Raw genomic sequence first — 20584 nt, 5'->3', positions numbered from 1 at the left:
ATAGGGCGTCACAGCGGAACGGCGACGACCGTCATACTGATCATCTCCGCCCGGAGCGCCGGAAGGATCGTAGGGAACGAGTGGAACGCGTGGACCTCATGCCCCCGCCCGCCGACGACGACTCGGCCCACGGCGACGACTGTGCCACCGGACTCGCCGGGCGTGCCGACGCGTACGCCGCCGTACCGCTGCTGAACTGCCTGCTGCGGGAGGTGGCCCGGCCGCTGCGGCAGGAGGGCGAACGCCGCGTCTACCGCCTGCCCGGCGGGGATCGCCTGCTGCGCGTGCGCGGCAGCCGGCGGCCCGCCGAGCCCGAGGTGCGGGTGGCGGGCGGCTGGCAGCGCGTCGGCCACACCGAGCTGGTCAAGCTCGTCGCCGAGGAACTGCGCCGGCACACCGGGCTGTCCAACCACGAACTGCCCGCCGAGATGATCGACAGCCGGGACGCCGTGGCCGCGCTGCTGGCGGCCCGGTCCCGTGCCATCCCGCCCGAGGACCTCTACCTGCGCTCCGAGCAGTGCCTCCTCACCGGCCACACCCACCACCCCGCCCCCAAGGCGCGCGGCGGCGGCCCCGCCGCCGGCTGGCTCCCGTACGCGCCCGAGGTGTACGCCCGCTTCCCGCTGACCCTGCTCGGCCTGCGCGAGGACACCGTCGTCGAGGAGGGCGACACCTCGGCCCTCGACGCCCTCGGCACGGCACCGCCCGGCTACCGGCTGCTGCCCGCCCACCCCTGGCAGCTCGACCTGGCCGCGCCCGAACTCGCCGGCGCCTTCGCGGACGGCCGGCTCGTCCGGCTCGGCACGACCGCCTTCGACACCTGGCCGACGGCCGCGATCCGCACGCTCTACGCACCCGGGCGGGACCTCTTCCTCAAGTTCAGCCTGGACGTGCGCATCACCAACGACATCCGCCGGCTGTGGCACCACGACCTGCTCGCCCTGCGCGCGACCGACGCGGCGGTGTGCGCCGCCTTCGCCGCGTTCGACGGCCCTGCGGCCTGGCTGAGCGACCGCGGGTACCGCACCGCCGACTTCGCCTTCGAGGCCCTGGCGGTCCTCGTCCGCGACGGCTTCCGCGGCCGTCTGCTGCCGGGCGCGACCCCGCTGCTCGCCGCCGGACTCGTCGAGGGCTTCGACGGCAGCCCGCTCGACCGCGCCGCCGACCCGGAGGCCTGGTGGGCGGCGTACCTCGCGCAGGTGGTGCCCCCGGCCCTGGCGGCCTTCGCCCGGCACGGCGTCGTCATCGAGGCTCATCTGCAGAACACCCTGGTCGCCGTGGACGCCGAGGGCATGCCCGTACAGGCGCTGTACCGGGACGCCGAGGGCGTGAAGCTGCTGCCCAACGTGTCGCGCGAGGCGGGCTGGGAGCGGCTCGTGTACTGCCTGGTCGTCAACCACCTCACCGAGATCGCGGGCGCCCTCGCCGCACGCCGGCCCGGCTTCGACCCCTGGCCCGCCGCCCGCCGCGAACTGGCCCGGCACGACCTCCCCGAGATCCCCGCCCTGCTCGCCTCACCCACCCTGCCCGCCAAGACGAACCTGCTGCTGCGCTGGACGGGCGCGGACGGCGCCGCCGCCCGCTACCTGCCGCTGCCCAACCCGCTCCGGCTGCGGCCGTAACCTGCCCGGGCGAACGAGCACGGGTGGCCGAGCGAGCGGAAGAACGCGGCCAGTTCGGACCGGAGACGGGAGTCCGGGCGGCGGGTGAAGAGGTAGCCGGTCAGGCAGCCCGTGTGGGCGACGAAGACGCCGTCGGCACCGAACCGCTCGCGGTGGGCCAACACGCTCGCGAACGTCGCCTTCGGCAGCACCTCCTGGGACAGCACGGCGCTGGTGGTCGCCGCCCGCGCCACGGCGGCCGCGTCCCCGCGGGCGAAGCCCGTCAGCAGGCCGGTCAGGCACCGCTCGTAGGCGTCCCCGCGGCGCCGGTAGTGCTCCAGCAGCAGGGGCGTGACGGCGGCGGTGTCCACCGTGCCCGGCTCGGTGACGAAGGCCGTGTGGAAGCCGATGTCCCTGCCCAGGCGCCGCACCAGCCGGTGCCGGCCGCTGAGATACAGGGCGAACTCGTCGAGGAAGACGCTGTCGGCGCGCTCGATCGCCGCCAGGATGCCGACGACCACCCCTCTGTCGTACGGCAGCGAGAAGACCTGGAACAGGCAGCGCAGGGTCGCCACGATGTCGGCGGTCGAACTGGCCATGCCCACCCCCACCCGCAGCTCGGAGTGCGCGGTCCACTCGCCCGGCGGCAGACGGAGGCCGTAGTGCTCCAGGAAGAGCCGGGCCGCGGTCGCCGACTTCTCCCCCAGCGGCGGCGGTCGGTGCGGGCCGGGCGCCGCCCCAGGGGTGAAGGACACCCGGGAGTAACGCTCGACGGGGAACGACACCACCGCGATGTCCGGATCCGGGCCCGCCCGCAACGGCCCCTGGTACAACTCGCCGAGCGTGCCGTGGCAGCTGCCGGAGCCGACGCGGGGCGCCGCGACGGAGGGCGCGCCAGGACTCGTCCGGTCACGCACCTGCTCTCCTCCGCCCCCGCGCTGCTCTTCGGGCAACCGCCTCATGGAATGATCACCCCGGGGGCCAGGAGACTCACGCGGTCGCCTCCTCGACGAACCACCGGGGCGGATCTCCCCGGAGAGAGGGCAGGTGCGGCATGTCCGCGACGCCGTCCGACGCGGCGAACGACGATCCCCTGGACGACAGCGACAACGCCACCGGGCCCGTGCCCTGCCGCGTCGTCGTGTGCCGGGACTGCTGCTGCGGCAGTCCCAAGGTGACCGGGGTCGATCACGCGGCCCAGACCGAGCGCCTGCGCGCCGCGGCGCCGGTGCGGGTCTCCGACTGTCTGGACGTCTGCGACCAGGCCAACGTCATCGTCGTTCAGCCGTCGTCCGCCGGCCGGGCCGCCGGGGCCCGCCCGGTCTGGCTCGGGCTGGTCAACGACCCGGCCGCGACCGAGGACGTCGTCTCCTGGGTCCGGGAGGGCGGTCCCGGTGTCGCCCCGCTGCCCGACATCCTGGACCTGTACGTCTTCAGCCCTCTCACCCGACGGCGCCCGGACGGCTCATGACCCTGCCGCCCTCCGGCTCCGGACCAGCAGACGCAGGAAGTACGGCGTGCCGATCATCGCCGTCATCAGGCCGGCGCCCAGCTGGGCGGGGGCGATGACCGTGCGGCCGAGCAGGTCGGCCGTGCAGACGAGCGCGGCGCCGAGCAGGACGGCGACCGGCACCACCCGCACATGCCGCCGGCCCACCAGGGCACGTGCCGCGTGCGGCGCCACGAGGCCCACGAAGCCGATGGTGCCGGCCGAGGCGACGGCGGTCGCGGCGAGCAGGACGCTCACCACCAGGAAGCCGAGCCGGGCCCCGGGCAGTCCGAGGCCGAGCAGCCGCGGGGTGTCCTCGTCCAGGGAGACGAGGTCCAGCTCGGTGCGCCGGGCGACCGCGACGGCCAGGCCCAGCGCCAGCACGAGCGCCACGGGCAGCACGTCCGCCATGGTCCGCCCGTACGTCGAACCGGAGAGCCAGGTCAGCGCCTTCGTGGCGTTGAAGGGGTCGGTGAGCACGATGAGCAGGCTGATCACCGCCGTGGAACCGGCCGCCATGCCGATGCCGACGAGGACCAGCCGGTTCTGCCGGTAGCCGCCCCGGGCGGCGAGCCCGAAGACCACGGCGGAGGCCAGCGCGGCACCCCCGAACGCGGCACCCGCGATGCCCCAGGAGCCCGCGGCGGGCACGGTGGTCACCAGCAGCACGGCCCCCAGCGCGGCCCCGCCGGAGACACCCAACACCCCCGGCTCCGCTAGCGGATTGCGGGTCACGGCCTGCACCAGCGTGCCGGCCAGGGCGAGCGACGCGCCCGCGCACAGGGCCGCGAGCACACGGGGCACGCGGGTGTCCAGGACGAAGGAGACGGTCTGACCGGCCCGCCCCTGCGCCCAGTTGGCGACATCGCCGAGCAGCAGCTTGCTGTCGCCCAGCAGGACGCCGGCCAGCGTGACGCCGACGACCACGGCGACCAGCGCGGCCACCGTCACCAGCAACGCCGTCCGGCTCGGGACGCGCAGCCGGTCCGGCGCGTCGGCACCGGCCGTGTCCCGCAGCCGCAGGGCCGTCACCACCAGGAACACGGCACCGACCAGGCTGGTGACGATGCCGGTGGGCACGGCGACCGCCGTGTCCGCGGGGATGAGGGCCCGCAGCAGCACGTCCGAGCCGAGCACCAGCGCGGCGCCGGCCAGTCCGGCCACGGGCAGGGCCGCCCGGGCGCGCACGAAGCCCCGGAACCGGCGGGCGAGCGGGCGCACCAGGGCGGGTGCGCACAGCCCGACGAAGCCGATGGGCCCGGCGAGCGTGACGGCCGCCGCGGACAGCAGCGCCGCCAGCACGACGACCGTGACGCGGGTGGCGTGGACCGGGACGCCCAGCCCGCGCGCCGCGTCGTCCCCGAGGGCGAGCGCGTCGACCCGGCGGGCGACCAGCAGCAGCCCGGCGAGCCCCACGAGGGCCACGGGCAGCATCTGCAGGACGCCGTCGAAGCCGTTCTGGCCGATGCTGCCCTGGTTCCACTGGTAGAGGCCCTCCGTCTGCTGCGGGAACAGCAGGAGCAGCCCCTCCGTCAGGGAGTTCAGGCCCAGCGCGAGCGCGGTGCCGGCGAGGACCAGCCGTACGGTGCCTGTGCCGAGGCCGGACAGGGCGAGCACCACGGCCGCGGCCAGCAGCCCGCCGACGAAGGCGACACCGGAGGAGGCGAGCAGGGGCAGCGACACACCGGTCGCGCCGACCAGCCCGAGCGCCAGATACGAACCGGCGTTCACGGCAAGGGTGTCGGGCGAGGCGAGGACATTGCGGCTGACGGCCTGGAGGACCGCGCCCGCGATGCCGAGGACCACGCCGACCAGGAGGCCGGCGGCCATCCGCGGCAGCCGGGAGGCGACCACCACGGACGCGTCGCCCGGATCGGCCTGCCCGGTCAGGGCCTTGACCACCTGGGCCGGTCCGACGGCGGCGGTGCCCTGGGTGATGTCGACGACGGCGAGGACGGCGACCAGCAGGACGAGTCCGGCCGTCACCGCGGCCGCGCCCGCCCGGGACGCGGCCGCCGTCGGACGAGTGGCGGGGGGCGCTTCGGTGACGGCCATGACTCCGTTACTTCGTCAGCGCGCCGACGAGGGCGTCGATGTACGCCTCCATCGAACCGGGACCGCCGAACATCCAGATGCCGTCAGGCAGCCGGTGCACCTCGCCCGCCTTCACGAACGGCAGCGACGTCCACACGGCGTTCTTCGCGAGCGCGCCGGTGAACGGCGTGCTGGCCTTGTCGCCGTCGTTGCCTATGTAGGCGAACCGGACGTCCTTCGGCAGGGCGGTGAGGCCCTCGACGTCGGTGGTGCCGAGGCCGTAGACCGGGTCGCCCTTGACCTTCCAGGCGTTCTTCAGGCCCAGCTGCTCGTTGACGGCGCCGATCAGGGAGCCGCTGGTGAACGGGCGCACGGAGACCTGGTTGGAGGTGACGTAGCCGTCGGCGAAGGCGAGGTCGCTGCCGCCGAGGCCCGCGTCGGCCAGGGCCTTCTTACCCTCGGCGACCTTCGCCTCGAAGTTCTGCCGGACTGTCTTCGCCTTGTCGGTGGTGCCGGTGGCCCGGGCGATGAGGTCCAGGTTCTTGAACATCTGCCCGATCTGGTCGGAGGCGTCGGCGGACTTCACCTCCAGCACCGGGGCGATCTTCCGCAGCTGCTTCACGGCCGCGTCCGGCAGGTCGGAGCTGGCCACGATGAGGTCGGGGGAGAGGGAGGCGATGGTGTCCATGCTGGGCTCGCCGCGGGTGCCGATGTCCTTCGGCTCGTTCTTCAGCGGGACGGCGGTGTCCCAGGTCTTGTAGCCCTTGACGTCGGCGACGCCGACGGGGTCGACGCCGAGGGTGATGAGACTCTCGACCTCGTTCCACTCGGTGGCGACGACCTTCTCGGCCGGGCCGTCGAGCTCGACCTTCGCGCCGGTGGAGTCGGTGAGGCTGATGGACTCGGAGGTCTTCTCCTTCGAGCTGTCGGCGGCCGGCTCGGTCGTGCCGCAGGCGGCGAGGGTGAGCGCCGCGGCGGTGGTGGTGGCCGCGGTGAGCAGGAGACGTCTCATGAGGTGGTGCCGAGCCTTTCGCTTCGGGTGGTGCGGGTGTGGTGCCGGCCGATCGGGCGGGTCCGGATCCGGCCGGTGTGGGGGTCTGTGTCGACGTCGATCCGGATGCCGTAGACGGCGGTCAGCCGCTGCGGGGTCAGGACCTCCTCGGGCCGGCCGTCGGCGACGATCCGGCCCGCTTCGAGCAGCGTGATCCGGTCGGCGATGGCCGCCGCCTGGTCGAGGTCGTGCAGCACGACCCCGACGGCGATCCCGTGGTCGTCCGCCAGATCGCGGACGAGGTCGAGGAGTTCGATCTGGTAGCGCAGGTCGAGATAGGTCGTCGGCTCGTCCAGCAGCAGCACGCCGGTCTCCTGCGCGAGACAACTGGCGAGCCAGACCCGTTGCAGCTGCCCGCCGGAGAGCTGGTCGGCGCCGCGCTCGGCGAGGTCCGTGACCCCGGTCAGCGAGAGCGCCCGTTCCACCGCGTTCGACGCGTCCGGATCGGGGCGGCCGAAGCGGCCCCGGTAGGGGTAGCGGCCGAACTCGACGAGGTCCCGCACGGTCAGTCCGCTGGGCGTGGGACGCCCCTGCGTCAGCAGGGCCACGTACCGCGCGAACTCCCGGGCGGACAGGGCGAGGCCGTCGATGTCGCCGTCGATGCCGAGCGAGGCCCGGCGGGCCCGCTGCAACCGGGCGATCGTCCGCAGCAGCGTCGACTTCCCGCTGCCGTTGGGTCCGACCAGGACGGTCACCTCGCCGGGCCGGAGCGCGATCGCCGCGTCGTGCACGACGTCCGTGCCGTCGTACGACACGGTCACGCCCGTCGCCGACAGCTGATGCCCGCGCAGACGCTGTCTGCCGGCCGGTTCTTCGCCAGATCTCACATGGCGAAGGTTAGCCTAACCTAAGAGCAGGTCGATATGGTACGTCCGGCGAGTGAACCGCCGGTACGGTGGGGGGATGCTGCCGGAGGTCACCGCCACCCGCTGCATCACACCCCTGCGGTCCGGCGGCTCCGACGTTCCTTCGGGCTTCTCGGCCGAGACGATCAGATGGCCACGGCGTATCTCGGAGATGGCCTGGTCGCGCAGGGACTGACTGCCTGGCGTGGCCGACGCGCGGAACGTCAGTGGTCGGCGTAGCTCAGGCCGATCTGGTCGCGCGCGGTGTCGAGCGTGCGCATCACCGCCACGGTCTCGTCGAGCGGCATGATGTCGCTCTCCGACTCCCCTGCGCGTAGCCGCTCGTGCACGTGACGGATCTGGTGGTGCAGGCCGCCGCCCGCCGTGTCGTCGCCGTCGGCCTCGCGGGCGGCGGGCAGACTCAGGCGTTCGGTGGTGCCCCGCGTCTGGACGGTGAGTTCGTCCGGGCAGTGCATCAGGAACGGCAGCTCGATGTGGCCGGCGGTTCCGGTGATACGGGCTGTGCAACCGAGGGTCGCCCGCAAGGAACTCTGGGCCAGCGCGACCGCGCCGCTGTCGTAGCCGGAGAGGACGGCGACGTGCTCGTCGACGCCGGTCGCGCCGAGCGTGCCGTATGCCGTGATCCGGTCGGGAACCGGAAGCCGAAGTCGGCCTCGACGGACTGGACTTCACCGATGACGCCCTCGGCGAGCAGGTCCCTGACTTTGACATAGGCCGGCAGGAACCGGCTCCACATCGCCTCCATCAGGAACAGCCCCCGTTCCCGGGCCACCGCCACCATCTCGGCGGCCTGCACGGCGTCGAGCGCGAACGCCTTCTCGCACAGCACAGGGCGTCCCGCGTTCAGGAACAGCAGGGTGTGCTCGTGGTGGTGGGAGTGGGGCGAGGCGACGTGACTCCTTGTTGTCGTGGTGGTGCGGAAGAGGAGGGGAAGCTTGGCGTGCGGTGCGGTTCAACTGGTGGCAGCGGCTGGGGCGGTGAGGGAGCCTCTGGCGCGTTGCTCGATGCGGAGCTGGTGCGGGGTACTCCTGACGAAGGGGACCGCTGGGGGTGGTGAGTGTCTCTTCGAGACGCAGCGGGGCGCTCATTCGCTTCCGGCCGATGGCGAAGACGAACAGGCGGAGTACCAGAAAGCGCCCGATTCCCGCGAGGCCGGAGGCACTCAGGTAGACGACCTGCTCCCGCAGGACTCCGACGGACGGCTGGACGGCGTGCAGCGCGAACATCGCGACGGAGGTCACCACGAAGGAGATGGCGGCTGAACCACCGGACTGCCAGTGCTGCCGCAGCCCGGCACTCCGGCCGGTCCGGAAGGTGAAGCGTGCATGGAGCTCAGTGCACAGCACCGTGGACGCGACCGTGACAAGCGCGTTGGCCAGCGCCCAAGGCATCAGCAGGGCGAGCACCGTCACAGCGGGACTGGACGCGAGCCCGACACCACCGCCGCACAGGACGAACCGGGCGAAGGCGGCGAGCGGACCAGGAGTGACACGGTGCCCCCGGTCCATGCCGTCCTCGACGGCTGCGGCCCGCTCCTCGCGCCGGGCCTCGTGAGCCGTTGCGGAGGCCGGCTGCGGCGAGAGCGGGAGCGGGCGTGGCATTGCGGTCTTCCTTCCGGCGGGAGTGCCGCCGACCTCGCCGATCGGCTGACTTCCACGATGCCGCCGTACGCTGAGCGGCACGAGGACGCGCACTCCCCAACCAGTGGTGTAGCCCGCTCCACCATGAGGCCCGGGGCCGAGGCCGCGTCGGCAGCCGGACAGCCAGGCGCCAGTGCCTTGTCGGGGTGCTCCCAGTTCATCGGGCGTCGCCCTTTCGTCCTGGCCCTTTCGGTTGTTTGTGTGGTGTCAGGGTGTGAGCGCGTTTGCGAGGAGATCGAGCGAGTGGTTCGTTCCCGTGGTGCGGGGGTCGCGGTTCAGGTGCCCGTGGAGCACACCGCGCTCCATCACGACCCGCGTCGGGACGGAGGATCTGGCGAGCTGTTCGGCGAACACTTCGGCGGAGGCGCGAAGGTCGTCGTACTCACTGGTGATGATGACGGTGGGCGGCAGTCCTGAGACGTCGGCTTCGGCGGGCATCGCGTAGCCGGGAACGACGTCCGCGTGGTTCGCCGACTCACCGAGGTAGGTGCGAGCCAGTTCCTCGACGTCCTCGGGCAGGAAGCGGAGCAGCCGCGGTATGTCGGTCATCCGCACGCGCAGCTCGTGCGGCAGCGGCGGCAGCCGGCGATGTACGACGGGGTAGGCCAGCAGGAGGCGGCAGGGGCGGACGAGGTCGCCCTCGTCCCGCAGCCGTAGCGCTGCGCCGGCGGCCAGGTTCCCGCCGGCGCTTGCCCCGCCCAGAGCCAACCGGCCCGGGTCGAGGCCGAGTTCGGTCGTGGTGGCGGCGACCCAGCGCCACGCCGCCACCACGTCGTCGTGCGGTACGGGGTAGGTGACGCCGTCGACGGCCAGGCGGTAGTCGACCGACAGCACGATCGCGTCGGCGCGGTGGCACAGTTCGCGGGCGACCATGTCCGATTCGGGCATGTCCAGGTTGCCGAAGCGAAAACCTCCGCCGTGTGCCCAGACCAGTCCCGGCCGGGCCGTTCGGGATCTGTTCCGGGGTGCGTAGACGCGTACCGGCACGGCTCCGTGCGGCCCTGGCGCGTCCACGTCGCGTACGGCGCAGGGCGGAGGGTCGTACCCGGGCTCCGGGGTGAGCGCGGCGACGAGGCGGGCGCGTTTGTCGGGGTCGGTTTCGGCGTCGCGGTAGGAGGTGATGCCGTCCAAGAGGGCAAACGACGCGGCTATCTGCGGGTCGACGGGCAACCGGGGGCTCCTGGGAGAAGGGACAAGTCTGTACCGGGTCTGGTGTGGGAGGCCGTGCCGGCCCGAACGGAATGCGGTGGGCACCGGGATGTCACGACAGCCGGGAGCGGCCTTCGGCGGCGAAGAACCGCCACATGACGTCGTTGGCGCTGATCTCTGGGTTGACCGGTCCGCTGTCGGGCGGCAGCGGGATGGTGGATCCCGGCCACGTGTGCCCGCCACCGTCGATGACGTACATCGAGACCCGCGCACCCCGGCGGCAGGCGGAGTGGGTCACCCGGCTGACGTGCTCGGTGACCTGGACCGTGCGCGGACCGAGTCGGCAGCCGTTCAGCGCCGCCCATCGCCGTTGGGCCGTCTCGGCACCGTATCCCCAGTACCCGAAGCCGCCACCGTTGTGCGGGTTCACCGTGTCGGCGGTGCCGGAGAACGACAGGACGGGGAGCGCTCGGTGGGGCCTGCACGTCGAAGGGTCGGGCAGGTAGGTGCCACTGGCGTCCTTGACCGGCGCCCCCGCTCGCAGTCCCGCCACCACCGCGATCGCGGCCAGGCGGCCGGGGTGGTCGCAGGCGTACTGCGACACCATCCGGGCACCGCCGGAGTAGCCCGTCGCGTACACCCGCCTCGGATCGGCGCACCCGCTGCGGGTCAGCGTGTCGATGGTGTCGCTCAGGAAACGCTCGTCGTCCGGGCCGCCGGGCTCACTGACGTGCGGGACGTTCCACCGGTACCCGGGCCCGGCGGTCACGGCGCCCTGCGGCGCGACGAGGACGAACCCCTCGCGGTCGGCGGTCTGCTCCATCTGGCTGATGGCGATCTGCCACAGCGCCCTGCTCTGACTGCTGTGCAGATTCAGCACCATCGGCAGGTGCCCGTGGCCCTCCAGCCTCGGGGGCACGTGGACCAGGACGGTGCGTTGCAGCCCGCCCGAGGTGACGGAGAGCGTCGTACGGCCTGCCTTCAAGTCGCAGCCGGCGCGGGGAGGTCCGCCGTCCGTCCCCTGAGCCACCGCCGCGGCCGACGGTACGGCCGCGGGAAGGAACAGCGCGCACACAGCGGTGAGAGCTGCGCAGAAAGCCTTGGGACGGTTCATCCTGCACCTCATTCTCGGAGGGGGAACGTCGTCGTGGCCCGGAGCGCCCGGTCAGCAGAAAACAGCGACAGGGCGCCGGCGAGAAGCGGTTCGGCGTCAGGCGAGCGCGTTGCGCTGTGCAAGGGCGCCCAAGTAGCGGGCGCTTTCCTTGGGAGTGCGGCGCTGGGTGTCCCGGTCGACGGCGATCAGGCCGAAGGTGGGCCGGTAGCCGAGCATCCATTCGTAGTTGTCGAAGGCGGACCAGTGGAGGTAACCGCGCACGTCCACCCCGTCGGTGACGGCGCGTTCGAGGCCCGCGAGCCCCTGCCGGACGAACTCGACACGGCGGGAGTCGTCGGCCGTGCCGATCCCATGCTCGGTGACGATCAGCGGCAGGCCCGCTGTGGTGGCCCGGCGCAGCACGTTCTCCATGGCCTGCGGGTAGAACTCGTATCCCATCTGGGTCGTCTCGGCGCCGTCGGGCACGGGCAGCGGCCCGTCGGACCCGACCAGGGACCGCGTGTAGCTCTGGACGCCGAGGAAGTCGTCGCCGTCCAGGGCCGGGACGAAGTCCTCGAAGGTCTCGGCCCAGATTCGCTCGGCCTGCTTCTCGCCGCCCGGCTCGGGCTGGATGTCCTGCAGGGCCAGGGTCAGGCCCACCTGGGTGGCGGGGCTGGCGTCCCGGATCGCCTGCCGCGCCGCGGTGTGGGCGCGCTTCACGATCGACACGCCTTGCTCACTGAACGTGAACAAGAAGACCTTCGGCCGGTCCTGGTCCGCCGGGAGGGCGTCGACGGGCGACAGGGCGTCCTCGCCGTCCCTCGCGGCTTGGTCGGTCACGCCGACCGGGGCCCCGGCGGGTTCGCGGCCGTCCTGGGGGGCGGCGGTCAGCACGTCGCGAATGAGCGGGCCGATGTTCGCCTCGTTGATGGTGCACGCGTACGGGACCAGTGGGCCCAGTTCGCTCATGACTTTGCCGCAGTAGGCGGCGAAGCGCTCGGGGGTCTTGTCGTACTCCCAGCCGCCGAGCTCCGTCAGCCAGCGGGGGCTGGTGAAGTGGTGCAGTGTCACGACGGGGGTGAGGCCGTGGTCGTGGCACGCCTGCAGGACGTCGCGGTAGTGCTCGATGGCCGCCCGGGAGAACCTGCCGTCCTCGGGTTCGACCCGCGCCCACTCGATGGAGAAGCGGTAGCTGTTGAACCCGAGCTCCGCCAGCAGGGCGATGTCCTGGCGGAACAGCCGGTAGTGGTCGCAGGCGTCGCCGCTGGGTTCGGCGAAGAAGCTGCCGGGCGTGTGCTCCAGGGCCCAGAAGTCGCTGGCCACGTTGTTGCCCTCGACCTGGTGCGCGGCGGTCGCCGCGCCCCACAGAAATCCTTCGGGAAATGCCATGTCGCTGCCCCTGGGTCAGTGTCCGGCAGAAGAAATGCGCGTTAGTAACGCGCATTAGCTGATTCGCTGAGTAACCTAACAGCCGACAGGTCGACTACGGCAAGCGCATCGATGGTCACGAATCGGTAAAGCGGCGCCATCCATCACGACGAGGACTGACGACGAGGACCGATGAAGCCCCCTGCCAAGCGGATCACGAGCACCGACGTGGCGCGCGCTGCCGGTGTGTCCCAGACGACGGTGAGCCTCGTACTGAACAACAAGCCCGGTCAGCGCATCCCCACCGACACGCGGCGCCGGGTCCTCGAAGCGGCCCGGCAGCTGAACTACCGGCCGCGCGGGTCGGCCCGGACCCTCGCGGCCGGCCGCAGCAACGTGGTGCTGCTCGCTCTGTCCGGAATGCCCATCAGTCCCAGTGTGTCGGGCTTCATCGAGCACTTCGGGTCCTCACTCGCCACGCGGGGCCTGACTCTGGTGACCCACCTCGTCGCATCAGGTGCTCGGGCGCTGGAGGACGTGAGTGCCGCGGTGGACGCGTCCGCGGTGGTGGGTCTGGAGCCGTTCGACGAGCCGACGGCCGAGGCCCTCCATCAGGCGGGTGTCGATCTCGTCCTCGCCGTCGGTGCGGACTTCTCCCCGCCCCAGAAGGAGATCGGTCGACTGCAGGCCCGTCACCTCCTCGACCGTGGCCATCGGCGCATCGGTTACGCGTTGCCCGAGCGGCAGGCGTTTCGGTCGTGGGCCGAGGAACGGCTCCACGGGGTCCTGGAGGTGTGCGCGGAGCGTGGCGTCGACCCGGCCGTCGCGCAGCCCACGGGGCTCGACGACGCGGAGGCCGCGCAGGCCGTCGCCGCATGGCGCCGACAGTCCGTCACGGGTGTCTGCGCCTACAACGACGAGATCGCGATCGCCGTCCTGGCCGGCCTGCGCGCGCACGGTCTGACCGCACCCGATGATCTCGCGGTCGTGGGCGTGGACGACATTCCCGTCGCCCGCCTGGCCGCCCCGCCCCTGACCACCATCGCCTTCGACCTCGGTGCGGCGGGAGCCCGGCTGGCGGAAGTGGTGGCTGCCGGACTCGACGGCGGGGACGTCGAGTTGAGCGTGCTGGCGCCCGGGCCTCAGCTGCTGGTACGCGGGTCCGCCTGAGCGGTTCGTGCCCGCCGCCGCAGCACGGTCCGGCCTCGCGTCACCACGTAAGGTCCCCGCCGGATCAACCGGACGCGCGCACGATCAGCTCGGGCCCCACCGGGGCGGCGTCGGACGTGGGGGCGCGTCCGGCGAGCGCGGACGCCACGGCCTCCGCGCGCTGACGTCCGGCCTCCCGCAGATCGAACGAGACAGTGGTGAGGGCCGGCAGTGACAGCGCGGCGGTCGGTATGTCGTCGGCACCCACGACGGCGAGGTCCCGTGGTACCGCGACGCCGGCTTCCCGTGCGCCCGCCAGCACGGCCAGTGCGGTCTCGTCGTTGAATGAGCACACACCGGTGACCGAGCGGGACGTCCACTGCCGCACGGCCTGCTCCGCCGCGGCGATCTCCAGTTCCACGTCGATCACCACGGGGGGCTCCAGCGAGGCGGCCGCGCAAACGTCGGTGGCGCCCTGAAGCCGGTGCCGCGCCATGGGGAGGTGGCTGGGGTGGGTGGGCATGGCGTAGCCGAGGTGCCGGTGCCCCCGTTCGATGAGGTGCTCGGCCTGGAGCCGGCCGACGTGACGCATGGACGGGGCGTTGCCGTCGCTGGGGATGACCACCTTGACACCCGCGGAGTGGAGGGCCTGGACGGTCGCCGGTTCGAAGGCGCCGAGACCGACGACGGCGGAGGCGTCGACGGCCGCGCAGACGTCCTGGAGCGACTGGTCGTCCGCTCCCGCGAAGTGGGCGACCAGGGTGAGGCCGCGCTCGGCCAAGGCGGTGGCCAACTCCTCGGAGAACCGGCTGATGCCCGCGCCGATCGGCATGTCGGGCAGCGCCAGCAGCACGATGTCGCTGTGCCCCGCCGCCAGCGCCCGAGCGGAGGCGTGCGGCCGGTACCTGAGCCGGCGTGCCGCTTCGAGGACACGCTGCCTCGTCTCCTCCGGGATGGCGTGCCCAGGTCGGTTGTTCAGCACGAAGCTCACGGTCGTGCGGGACACACCGGCTTCCTGCGCAACATCCGCACTGGTGACGCGCTTGGCAACCTGCCTCATGGCCTCTCATCAACTCCGGCGGCAGCGGTCCGACGACCACCCCAGGGCTGGAACTCGCGCAGCGGGCCCGGGCTGCCAGGCCGCCCTGGCGCGGTGCTCGGGACCCACTCGTTGACCTGACCGTACCTTGTCGGCGCGGAGCCCGCGCTGGTCCCTGCTGAGGCGCGTTACTCCTGCGCGTCAGCCACTCGCGGCCGGAGCCGCAGGACCGTGCCCTCGCCATTGCCCGACAGCAGCAGCGAGCCGTCGGGCGCCGCGGTCAGGCCGGCGAAAAAGCGCGGTGCGCCCGGCATGCCATGGGCGAACAGTGCGGGGTCGGTGCGGCCGGCGCCCGGCGGTGGGCCGACGGCGAGGTCCTCGGCCTCGACCCGGTGCTCTCCGGTCCGGAGCGAGACCGCGCTCAGTCGACGGGTCGCCGTCTCCACGACGAACAGCTCCTCACCCAGGACCGTCAGCCCTTGCGGGGCGTCCAGCCCGTCCGTCACCGTCAGCGGCTCAGCGGCGTCGAGCCTGAGCACGGCGCCGAGCACGTCGTCACTCACGTAACAGTGACCGTCGGAGTCGTACGTCACGTCGACCGGGTGGGGGAGCCCTTCGGCGAGAACGGTGACGGTGTCCTGTGCGTCGATGGCCAGGACGCGCCCGGCGCCCGTCTCCGCGACGACGAGACGGCCGTCGGGGTCGACGGTGACGCCCATGGGCTGGTTGAGCCCTGTCGCCCGGGTCCGGGCGGCTCCGGTGCCGGGGTCGTACGTCGCGACGTCTCCGTACTGGGAGGTGGTGTGCAGGTGCCCGTCGGCCGCGGTGACCGCGTGCACCATCCGGAGATGCCTGTGGGTGCGTCCGTGGCCGGGGCCGCTTCCTGGTTCCAGTTCCGCCAGGCGGTAGTGGTCGGCCGCGTACACACTGCCGCCGAGATCGACGGTGATGCCGTACGGGCCGTCGAGCCCGCGCGGCACGATCTCCCGGATGCGGCCGTCGGGGTGCATCTCGGTGACGCCGCCGGTGGCGAAGCTGGAGACGAACATGCGGTTCTCGGCGTCGAAAGCGGCGTTGTCCAGGCCCGTGACGCCGCTGGTGACGAGGGAGCGGGCGCCCGTGCCGTGCAGGTCGATACGGGTGACGATGCCGGCCTCGCCGCGCGAGAGGATCGTCAGGACTCCCTCCCGGTCGAAACGGACCGCCACGGGCTCGTGGACCTCCTGCGCGACCTGTTCCGGCGCGCCGCCGTCGGGCGGGATGCGCCATACGTCGTTCGTCACCATGTGCGGGTAGTACAGGCAGCCGTCGGGGCCGATCTGCATGGCGTTGCCCAGGGCGAGCCCCTCGGTGAGGACGACGGGGGCGCGGCCGTCGGGGAAGAGTTCGAGCAGCCGGCCGTTCATCCGCATCTCGTTGACGAAGAGGCGGTCACCCAGGCATGTGATGCCGTTGGGTACCCGCACCTGGTCGGAGACCAGCGTGTACTCGCCCTGCGGGCTGCGCCGCCAGACCCGGCCGGGGACCAGGTCGGCGATGTACATGGAACCGTCCGTGCCGAAGGCCAGATCGTCCGGGGACTGGACGGGCCCGCCCATCGGGACGACCACCTCGATGTCACCGGTCGCGGTGTCCACGGCGCTGATCTGCCCGGCGAGGAACTGCGCCACGTACAGCCTCCCGTCGGGGCCGAACGCGACGCCGTTCGACCCCCAGAGCGGGCTCGGTGAGGTGAGCCGGGCGATGTCCCAGCGGGTACTGCGGGGTGGCTTGGTACCGGCCGGGCCGAAGCGGCTGGGGTGCTGTCGCGTCACGAGCCGGCCTCCCGCGCGGTGCCGGGCTCTACGAGGACGTCGTCCATCCCGCCTTTCGCACGCCAGTCGCGCAGCAGGGCGTTGAAGGCGACCGGACCGTCCCCGAAGGACTCGTTGCGCTCCCTCGGCATGCCCTCGTTGTTGTAGTAGCCCGGTGTGCACTCGGCCTGGAACGCGTGCAGGTCCGCCGACTTCTCGCGGATCGTGGCGACCCATTCCGCCACGGCCTCGGGCGTGGGCTCGACGTACCGTGCCTGCCGTGTACGGGCCGCCGCGATGACCTCGGTGACGTGGGCGGCCTGTTCCTCCAGGATGTGCACGTAGTTGACGGCGCTGGCGTTCTGCATGGGGCCGAGCTGGAACATGTTGGGGAAGCCGTGGCTGTAGAAGCCGTGGAGGGTCTTCGGGCCCAGCTTCCAGGCGTCCATGAGGGCGAGGCCATCGCGGCCGTACACCGGCAGCCGCCCGGAGAGGATGCCGGAGACGCCGACGTCGAAGCCGGTGGCGAAGATGATGCAGTCGACCTCGTACTCCCGGTCGCCGACGACGACCGCGTTGGGCGTGATGCGCTCGACGCCGTGGGTGTCGGCCGTGTCGACGAGGGTGACGTCGGGCCGGTTGAACGTCTGGAGGTAGTGGTCGCTGAAGGTGGGCCGCTTGCACATGTAGCGGTACCACGGCTTGAGGAGTTCCGCCGTCTCCGGATCGTCGACCAGGGCGTCGACCCGAGCCCGGATCTCGTTCATCTTCTGGGCGTCCGCCAGTGCGTAGGCCCGTTCGCGCTCCTCGGCCGGGACGTCCGCGTAGCTGTTGGTCGGGATCAGCTTCTCGAACAGGCGGGCGCTGCTCGTCCAGCCGTCGTTCACCAGGTCCTCGTCGACCGGGACACCAGTGACGACCTTGAGGAAGTTCTCCATGCGGTGGCGCTGCCAGCCGGGCTGCAACGAGCTCGCCCAGTCCGGGTCGGTGGGGCGGTTGGCGCGTACGTCGACGGAGGACGGCGTGCGCTGGAACACGTACAGGTGCTGCGCGTCGGCGCCGAGGTGCGGGACGACCTGGATGGCGGTGGCGCCGGTTCCGATGAGGGCCACGCGCTTGTCGGCGAGCTTGTGCAGGTTTCCGTTCGCGTCGCCGCCGGTGTAGGCGTAGTCCCAGCGGCTGGTGTGGAAGGTGTGGCCCCGGAAGATCTCGATGCCCGGGATGCCAGGCAGTTTGGCCTGGCTGAGGGTGCCGGTGGACACGATCACGTAGCGGGACCGGACGCGGTCGCCACGGTCGGTGCCGACGATCCACTCCGATTCGGCCTCGTCCCAGCGCAGCTCGGTCGCCGAGGTCTGGAAGCAGGCGTCGCGGTAGAGGCCGAAGTGCCGTCCGATGGCGCGGGCGTGCTCGCGGATCTCCTCGCCGGGGGCGTACTTCCACCGCGGGACGTAGCCGACCTCCTCCAGCAGGGGCATGTAGACGTAGGACTCGATGTCGCAGTGGATGCCGGGGTAGCGGTTCCAGTACCAGGTACCGCCGAAGTCCCCGCCCTTCTCGATCACCCGGATCGACTCCACACCGGCCTGCCGCAGCCGGGCGCCGGCGATCAGGCCGCCCAGACCACCGCCGACGATGACGACCTCCACCCGGTCGGTCAGCGGCTCGCGGGTGAAGTCCCTGTCGGCATACGGGTCTTCGTCGTAGTAGCCGAACTCTCCTGTGGTGGTGCGGTACTGACCGCGACCGTCCGGGCGGAGCCGGCGTTCGCGCTCGGCCCGGTAGCGGGCGCGCAGGGCATCCAGGTCGATGTCGACGGCCTGCGGGGGGACTGGGGTGTGGGGGGTGGGCACGCTGTCCTCATCTCTGCTTCGGGGTACGGCCTGGCGTCCACTCACCTGTACTGCGTTCCCGAAGCGTCCGCACCGCTGAGGGGAAGGGTGGCGGCACATCGGATGTCGTCGCTGGCGAAGGCGCCCATGATCGTGACGTCACCGGACTCCAGCCCGCGGTGTCCGTCGGGCAGGGTGTAGAAGAGTCGCTCCAGGGGCGCCTCCAGCAGCACGCTCGTGCTCTGCCCGCCGGCCAGCGGGACGCGGGTGAAGGCCAGCAGCCGGCGCACGGGCCGTACGACGCTGGCGTCCTCGTCACGGGCGTACATCTGCAGGACGGCCGTCCCGGCCACGTCGCTGGTGTTGGTCACCCGGAACCGGGCACGGACGCGGTCCCCGCGCTGCTCGACGGCCGGTCCGTCCGTCTCGTCGAAGGCCGCCTCGAACGTGCTGTAGGACAGGCCGTGGCCGAAGGCGTAGAGGGGTGTGACGTCGGGCAGGTCGTTGTATCCGTGCCGGGTGCCGGTCGGGTGGCCGTAGCCGCTGCCGAACAGGTGGCCGTGGTACAAGGGGAGCTGGCCGATGTCACGGGGGAAGGTGCTGGGCAGTTTGCCGCTCGGGTTGATGTCGCCGAGCAGGCAGCCCGTGACGGCATCGGCCGCCGCTTCTCCCAGCAGCGGGGCGAGCAGCACGGCGCGGGAGGCCCGGGCGGCCCCCGTGAGCACCAGGGGACGCCCGGACACCACGACCGTCACCAAGGGCTTTCCCGTCCGGGCGAGCAGTTCGAGGAGTTCCTCCTGGTTGCCGGGCAGCCTCGGGTGGGCGGTCGACTGGCCTTCGCCGGCGGTGTTGTTGCCGACCCAGCCGGTGCGCTCGCCGACGACGGCGACGACCACGTCGGCCTCCGCCACCGCGGCGTCCACCTCCTGTGCGTCGAGCGGTCCGTCGTCCTCGAAGGAGCCCAGCGGCACGTGTACGACGGAGTCCGTACGGTCCCGCAGTGCGTGGAGCACGGTGGGGGTGTCGGGGTGCAGGTTCCGGGTGATGCCGGCGAAGACGGAGTCGTCGCCGGGGAAGCGTGCCTGGAAGATGTCGGTGAAGACGAAGGTGGCCGGGTCGACGCCGGGAACCCGGCCCTCCTTCAGCGCGCGCATGCCCGTCGGTACCTCGTCGTGGGCCACCGAGGTGTAGGCGCCGAAGTGGATGCGCAGGTCGTCTGCGGCCGGTCCCGTGACGGCGAGGGTGATGCCCTGCGGCGGCAACGGCAGGGTTCCGTCGTTCTGGAGCAGCACCAGGCTCTCGGACGCGACGGTCCGGCGCAGTTCTGTGGCCTCGGCCGGCTGGGGCCCGGCGGGCTGTGCCGGCCTCTGCGTCCGGACGTCCGGGATGAGGCCCAGCCGGGCCTTGACCGTGAGGACCCGGGCCACGGCCCGGTCGAGCACGCTCTCGTCGAGGCGCCCGGCCTCGATCTCCTCCGCCAGATGGGAGTAGTTGGTGTCGCCCGGCAGTTCGACGTCCAGGCCCGCCGCGATGGCCTGGGCGCCCGCCCGGCCCGGGGTCGTCGCCGTGTGGAAGACGTGCCGCAGCAGGTTGACGGAGTCGTAGTCGCTGACGGCCAGCCCCTCGAACCCGAGCTGTTCCCGCAGCAGTTCGGTCAGGACCCAGTGGCTGGCGGCCACGGGCAGGCCGTCGATGTCGTTGTAGGAGTTCATGACGCCGTACAGGCCGGCCTCGGCGATGGCGCGCCGGAAGGGCTCGGCGTAGTCGTCGACCAAGGCCCGGCGGCCCAGCTGGGTGGTGGCCTGGTTGAGGCCGCCCTCCGAGGCCCCGTACCCCAGGAAGTGCTTGCCGACCGCCAGGGTGCTCGCCCCGCCGTCCTCGTCCTGGATGCCGCGCACGAACGCCACGGAGAACTGCGCGGCGAGTTCCGGGTCCTCGCCGTATGTCTCGTGGACCCTGCCCCAGCGGGGATCCCGGTTCAGGTCCATGACGGGCGCGAACGCGAGGTGGACGCCGGTGCGGCGCATGTCGGCCGCCGCGGTGGCGGCGATCCGCTCGGTCAGGTCGGGGTTCCAGGTCGCGGCCTGTGACCAGGCGGTGGGGAACTGTTCGGCGCAGGGGTGCAGGAAGCCGTTGATCGCCTCGTTGTGCACGAGTGCGCCCATCCCGAAGGGGCTCAGGTCCCGCACGGACTGCTGGATGCCGTCCAGCGCGGACTTCAGGCTGTCAGCGTCCCGGCCGAGGTACCAGCTCAGGGACAGGTGACCCACGCCGTGCGGGCGCAGCTCGGGCAGCCGGCCCGGGTCCAGGCGGAAGCCCGTGTCCCCGCCCGGGACGAACAGGTCGGTGACGGGGAACCCGGTGACCTGCGCGATCTTCTGCTCGACGGTCAGTCGCGAGACGAGGGACTTGATGGTGTCCGGGTCGGGGATGGTCGTCATCGGAACGGCTCCTGTTCGATCAGGGCGGGGCAGCGAAGG

General features: G+C 72.1%; 16 protein-coding genes. 3 read left to right on the top strand and 13 right to left on the bottom strand.

The window, feature by feature from the left end; all coding sequences use genetic code 11:
• Positions 1 to 80 precede the first annotated feature (80 nt).
• Positions 81 to 1622 (top strand): IucA/IucC family protein, encoded by a 1542-nt coding sequence (locus tag IE255_RS35145; protein WP_229906734.1) that lies wholly within the window; start codon positions 81 to 83, stop codon positions 1620 to 1622.
• On the opposite strand, the gene IE255_RS35140 is transcribed toward IE255_RS35145, so the two are convergent.
• Positions 1583 to 2518, bottom strand: a complete 936-nt coding sequence (locus tag IE255_RS35140) for a GHMP family kinase ATP-binding protein (RefSeq protein ID WP_229906733.1) — start codon at positions 2516 to 2518, stop codon at positions 1583 to 1585. The two genes, IE255_RS35145 and IE255_RS35140, sit on opposite strands and share 40 nt — an antisense overlap.
• A 137-nt stretch (positions 2519 to 2655) precedes the next feature.
• On the opposite strand from IE255_RS35140, the gene IE255_RS35135 reads away from it, so the two are divergent.
• Positions 2656 to 3072 (top strand): (2Fe-2S) ferredoxin domain-containing protein, encoded by a 417-nt coding sequence (locus IE255_RS35135; RefSeq protein ID WP_229906732.1) that lies wholly within the window; start codon positions 2656 to 2658, stop codon positions 3070 to 3072.
• Here the strand turns inward: IE255_RS35135 and IE255_RS35130 are convergent.
• From IE255_RS35130 to IE255_RS35100, 8 genes are all read right to left on the bottom strand, one after another.
• Positions 3067 to 5145, bottom strand: a complete 2079-nt coding sequence (locus IE255_RS35130; RefSeq protein WP_190054471.1) for an iron ABC transporter permease — start codon at positions 5143 to 5145, stop codon at positions 3067 to 3069. The genes IE255_RS35135 and IE255_RS35130 overlap by 6 nt on opposite strands.
• A gap of 7 nt (positions 5146 to 5152) precedes the next feature.
• A complete protein-coding gene (locus tag IE255_RS35125) occupies positions 5153 to 6136 on the bottom strand; it encodes an iron-siderophore ABC transporter substrate-binding protein (protein ID WP_190054470.1) in 984 nt (327 codons plus the stop codon).
• Entirely contained in the window at positions 6133 to 7002 is an 870-nt protein-coding gene (locus IE255_RS35120) for an ABC transporter ATP-binding protein (RefSeq protein WP_190054469.1), read from the bottom strand. The genes IE255_RS35125 and IE255_RS35120 overlap by 4 nt, the downstream gene beginning before the upstream one ends.
• Before the next feature lie 242 nt (positions 7003 to 7244).
• Complete coding sequence (locus IE255_RS39635; protein ID WP_229906731.1) at positions 7245 to 7565, bottom strand: hypothetical protein; 321 nt, start codon at positions 7563 to 7565, stop codon at positions 7245 to 7247.
• The gene (locus IE255_RS39630) at positions 7496 to 7888 is read right to left on the bottom strand and encodes a Gfo/Idh/MocA family protein (RefSeq protein ID WP_229906749.1); all 393 of its coding nucleotides are present in this window, start codon (positions 7886 to 7888) and stop codon (positions 7496 to 7498) included. The genes IE255_RS39635 and IE255_RS39630 overlap by 70 nt, the downstream gene beginning before the upstream one ends.
• 1000 nt (positions 7889 to 8888) lie before the next feature.
• On the bottom strand, positions 8889 to 9851 hold the full coding sequence (locus IE255_RS35110; RefSeq protein ID WP_190054468.1) for an alpha/beta hydrolase fold domain-containing protein: 963 nt from the start codon (positions 9849 to 9851) through the stop codon (positions 8889 to 8891).
• A gap of 91 nt (positions 9852 to 9942) precedes the next feature.
• The gene (locus IE255_RS35105) at positions 9943 to 10944 is read right to left on the bottom strand and encodes an extracellular catalytic domain type 1 short-chain-length polyhydroxyalkanoate depolymerase (protein ID WP_190054467.1); all 1002 of its coding nucleotides are present in this window, start codon (positions 10942 to 10944) and stop codon (positions 9943 to 9945) included.
• Positions 10945 to 11040: 96 nt separating this feature from the next.
• Positions 11041 to 12312: a glycoside hydrolase family 1 protein gene (locus IE255_RS35100; protein WP_190054466.1), complete on the bottom strand. Its 1272-nt coding sequence runs from the start codon at positions 12310 to 12312 to the stop codon at positions 11041 to 11043.
• Between the two features lie 171 nt (positions 12313 to 12483).
• Here IE255_RS35100 and IE255_RS35095 point away from each other — a divergent pair, with 171 nt between their 5' ends.
• A complete protein-coding gene (locus IE255_RS35095) occupies positions 12484 to 13461 on the top strand; it encodes a LacI family DNA-binding transcriptional regulator (RefSeq protein WP_190054465.1) in 978 nt (325 codons plus the stop codon).
• A gap of 64 nt (positions 13462 to 13525) precedes the next feature.
• Here IE255_RS35095 and IE255_RS35090 read toward each other — a convergent pair whose 3' ends face one another.
• The 4 genes from IE255_RS35090 to IE255_RS35075 form a co-directional block, all read right to left on the bottom strand.
• Positions 13526 to 14500, bottom strand: a complete 975-nt coding sequence (locus IE255_RS35090) for a LacI family DNA-binding transcriptional regulator (protein WP_267975129.1) — start codon at positions 14498 to 14500, stop codon at positions 13526 to 13528.
• A gap of 167 nt (positions 14501 to 14667) precedes the next feature.
• Positions 14668 to 16293, bottom strand: coding sequence for an NHL repeat-containing protein (locus IE255_RS35085; RefSeq protein ID WP_372487594.1), 1626 nt, complete (start codon positions 16291 to 16293; stop codon positions 14668 to 14670).
• Positions 16290 to 18125 (bottom strand): flavin-containing monooxygenase, encoded by a 1836-nt coding sequence (locus IE255_RS35080; RefSeq protein ID WP_229906730.1) that lies wholly within the window; start codon positions 18123 to 18125, stop codon positions 16290 to 16292. The genes IE255_RS35085 and IE255_RS35080 overlap by 4 nt, the downstream gene beginning before the upstream one ends.
• A 41-nt stretch (positions 18126 to 18166) precedes the next feature.
• Entirely contained in the window at positions 18167 to 20545 is a 2379-nt protein-coding gene (locus tag IE255_RS35075; RefSeq protein WP_190054462.1) for a beta-glucosidase family protein, read from the bottom strand.
• Positions 20546 to 20584: the final 39 nt, after the last annotated feature.

The organism is Streptomyces lomondensis (assembly GCF_014651035.1).
Lineage (GTDB): Bacteria > Actinomycetota > Actinomycetes > Streptomycetales > Streptomycetaceae > Streptomyces > Streptomyces lomondensis.
The sequence above is the reverse complement of the archived record's forward strand: the minus strand, read 5'-3'. Positions and strand labels throughout refer to the sequence as shown.

Bases quoted from the DNA above. Each gene is read 5' to 3' on its own strand.
- IE255_RS35100 (WP_190054466.1), bottom strand. From the start codon at position 12,312: ATGGCATTTCCCGAAGGATTTCTGTGGGGCGCGGCGACCGCCGCGCAC.
- IE255_RS35075 (WP_190054462.1), bottom strand. From the start codon at position 20,545: ATGACGACCATCCCCGACCCGGACACCATCAAGTCCCTCGTCTCGCGA.
- IE255_RS35095 (WP_190054465.1), top strand. From the start codon at position 12,484: ATGAAGCCCCCTGCCAAGCGGATCACGAGCACCGACGTGGCGCGCGCT.
- IE255_RS35105 (WP_190054467.1), bottom strand. From the start codon at position 10,944: ATGAACCGTCCCAAGGCTTTCTGCGCAGCTCTCACCGCTGTGTGCGCG.
- IE255_RS35090 (WP_267975129.1), bottom strand. From the start codon at position 14,500: ATGAGGCAGGTTGCCAAGCGCGTCACCAGTGCGGATGTTGCGCAGGAA.
- IE255_RS35135 (WP_229906732.1), top strand. From the start codon at position 2,656: ATGTCCGCGACGCCGTCCGACGCGGCGAACGACGATCCCCTGGACGAC.
- IE255_RS35125 (WP_190054470.1), bottom strand. From the start codon at position 6,136: ATGAGACGTCTCCTGCTCACCGCGGCCACCACCACCGCCGCGGCGCTC.
- IE255_RS35130 (WP_190054471.1), bottom strand. From the start codon at position 5,145: ATGGCCGTCACCGAAGCGCCCCCCGCCACTCGTCCGACGGCGGCCGCG.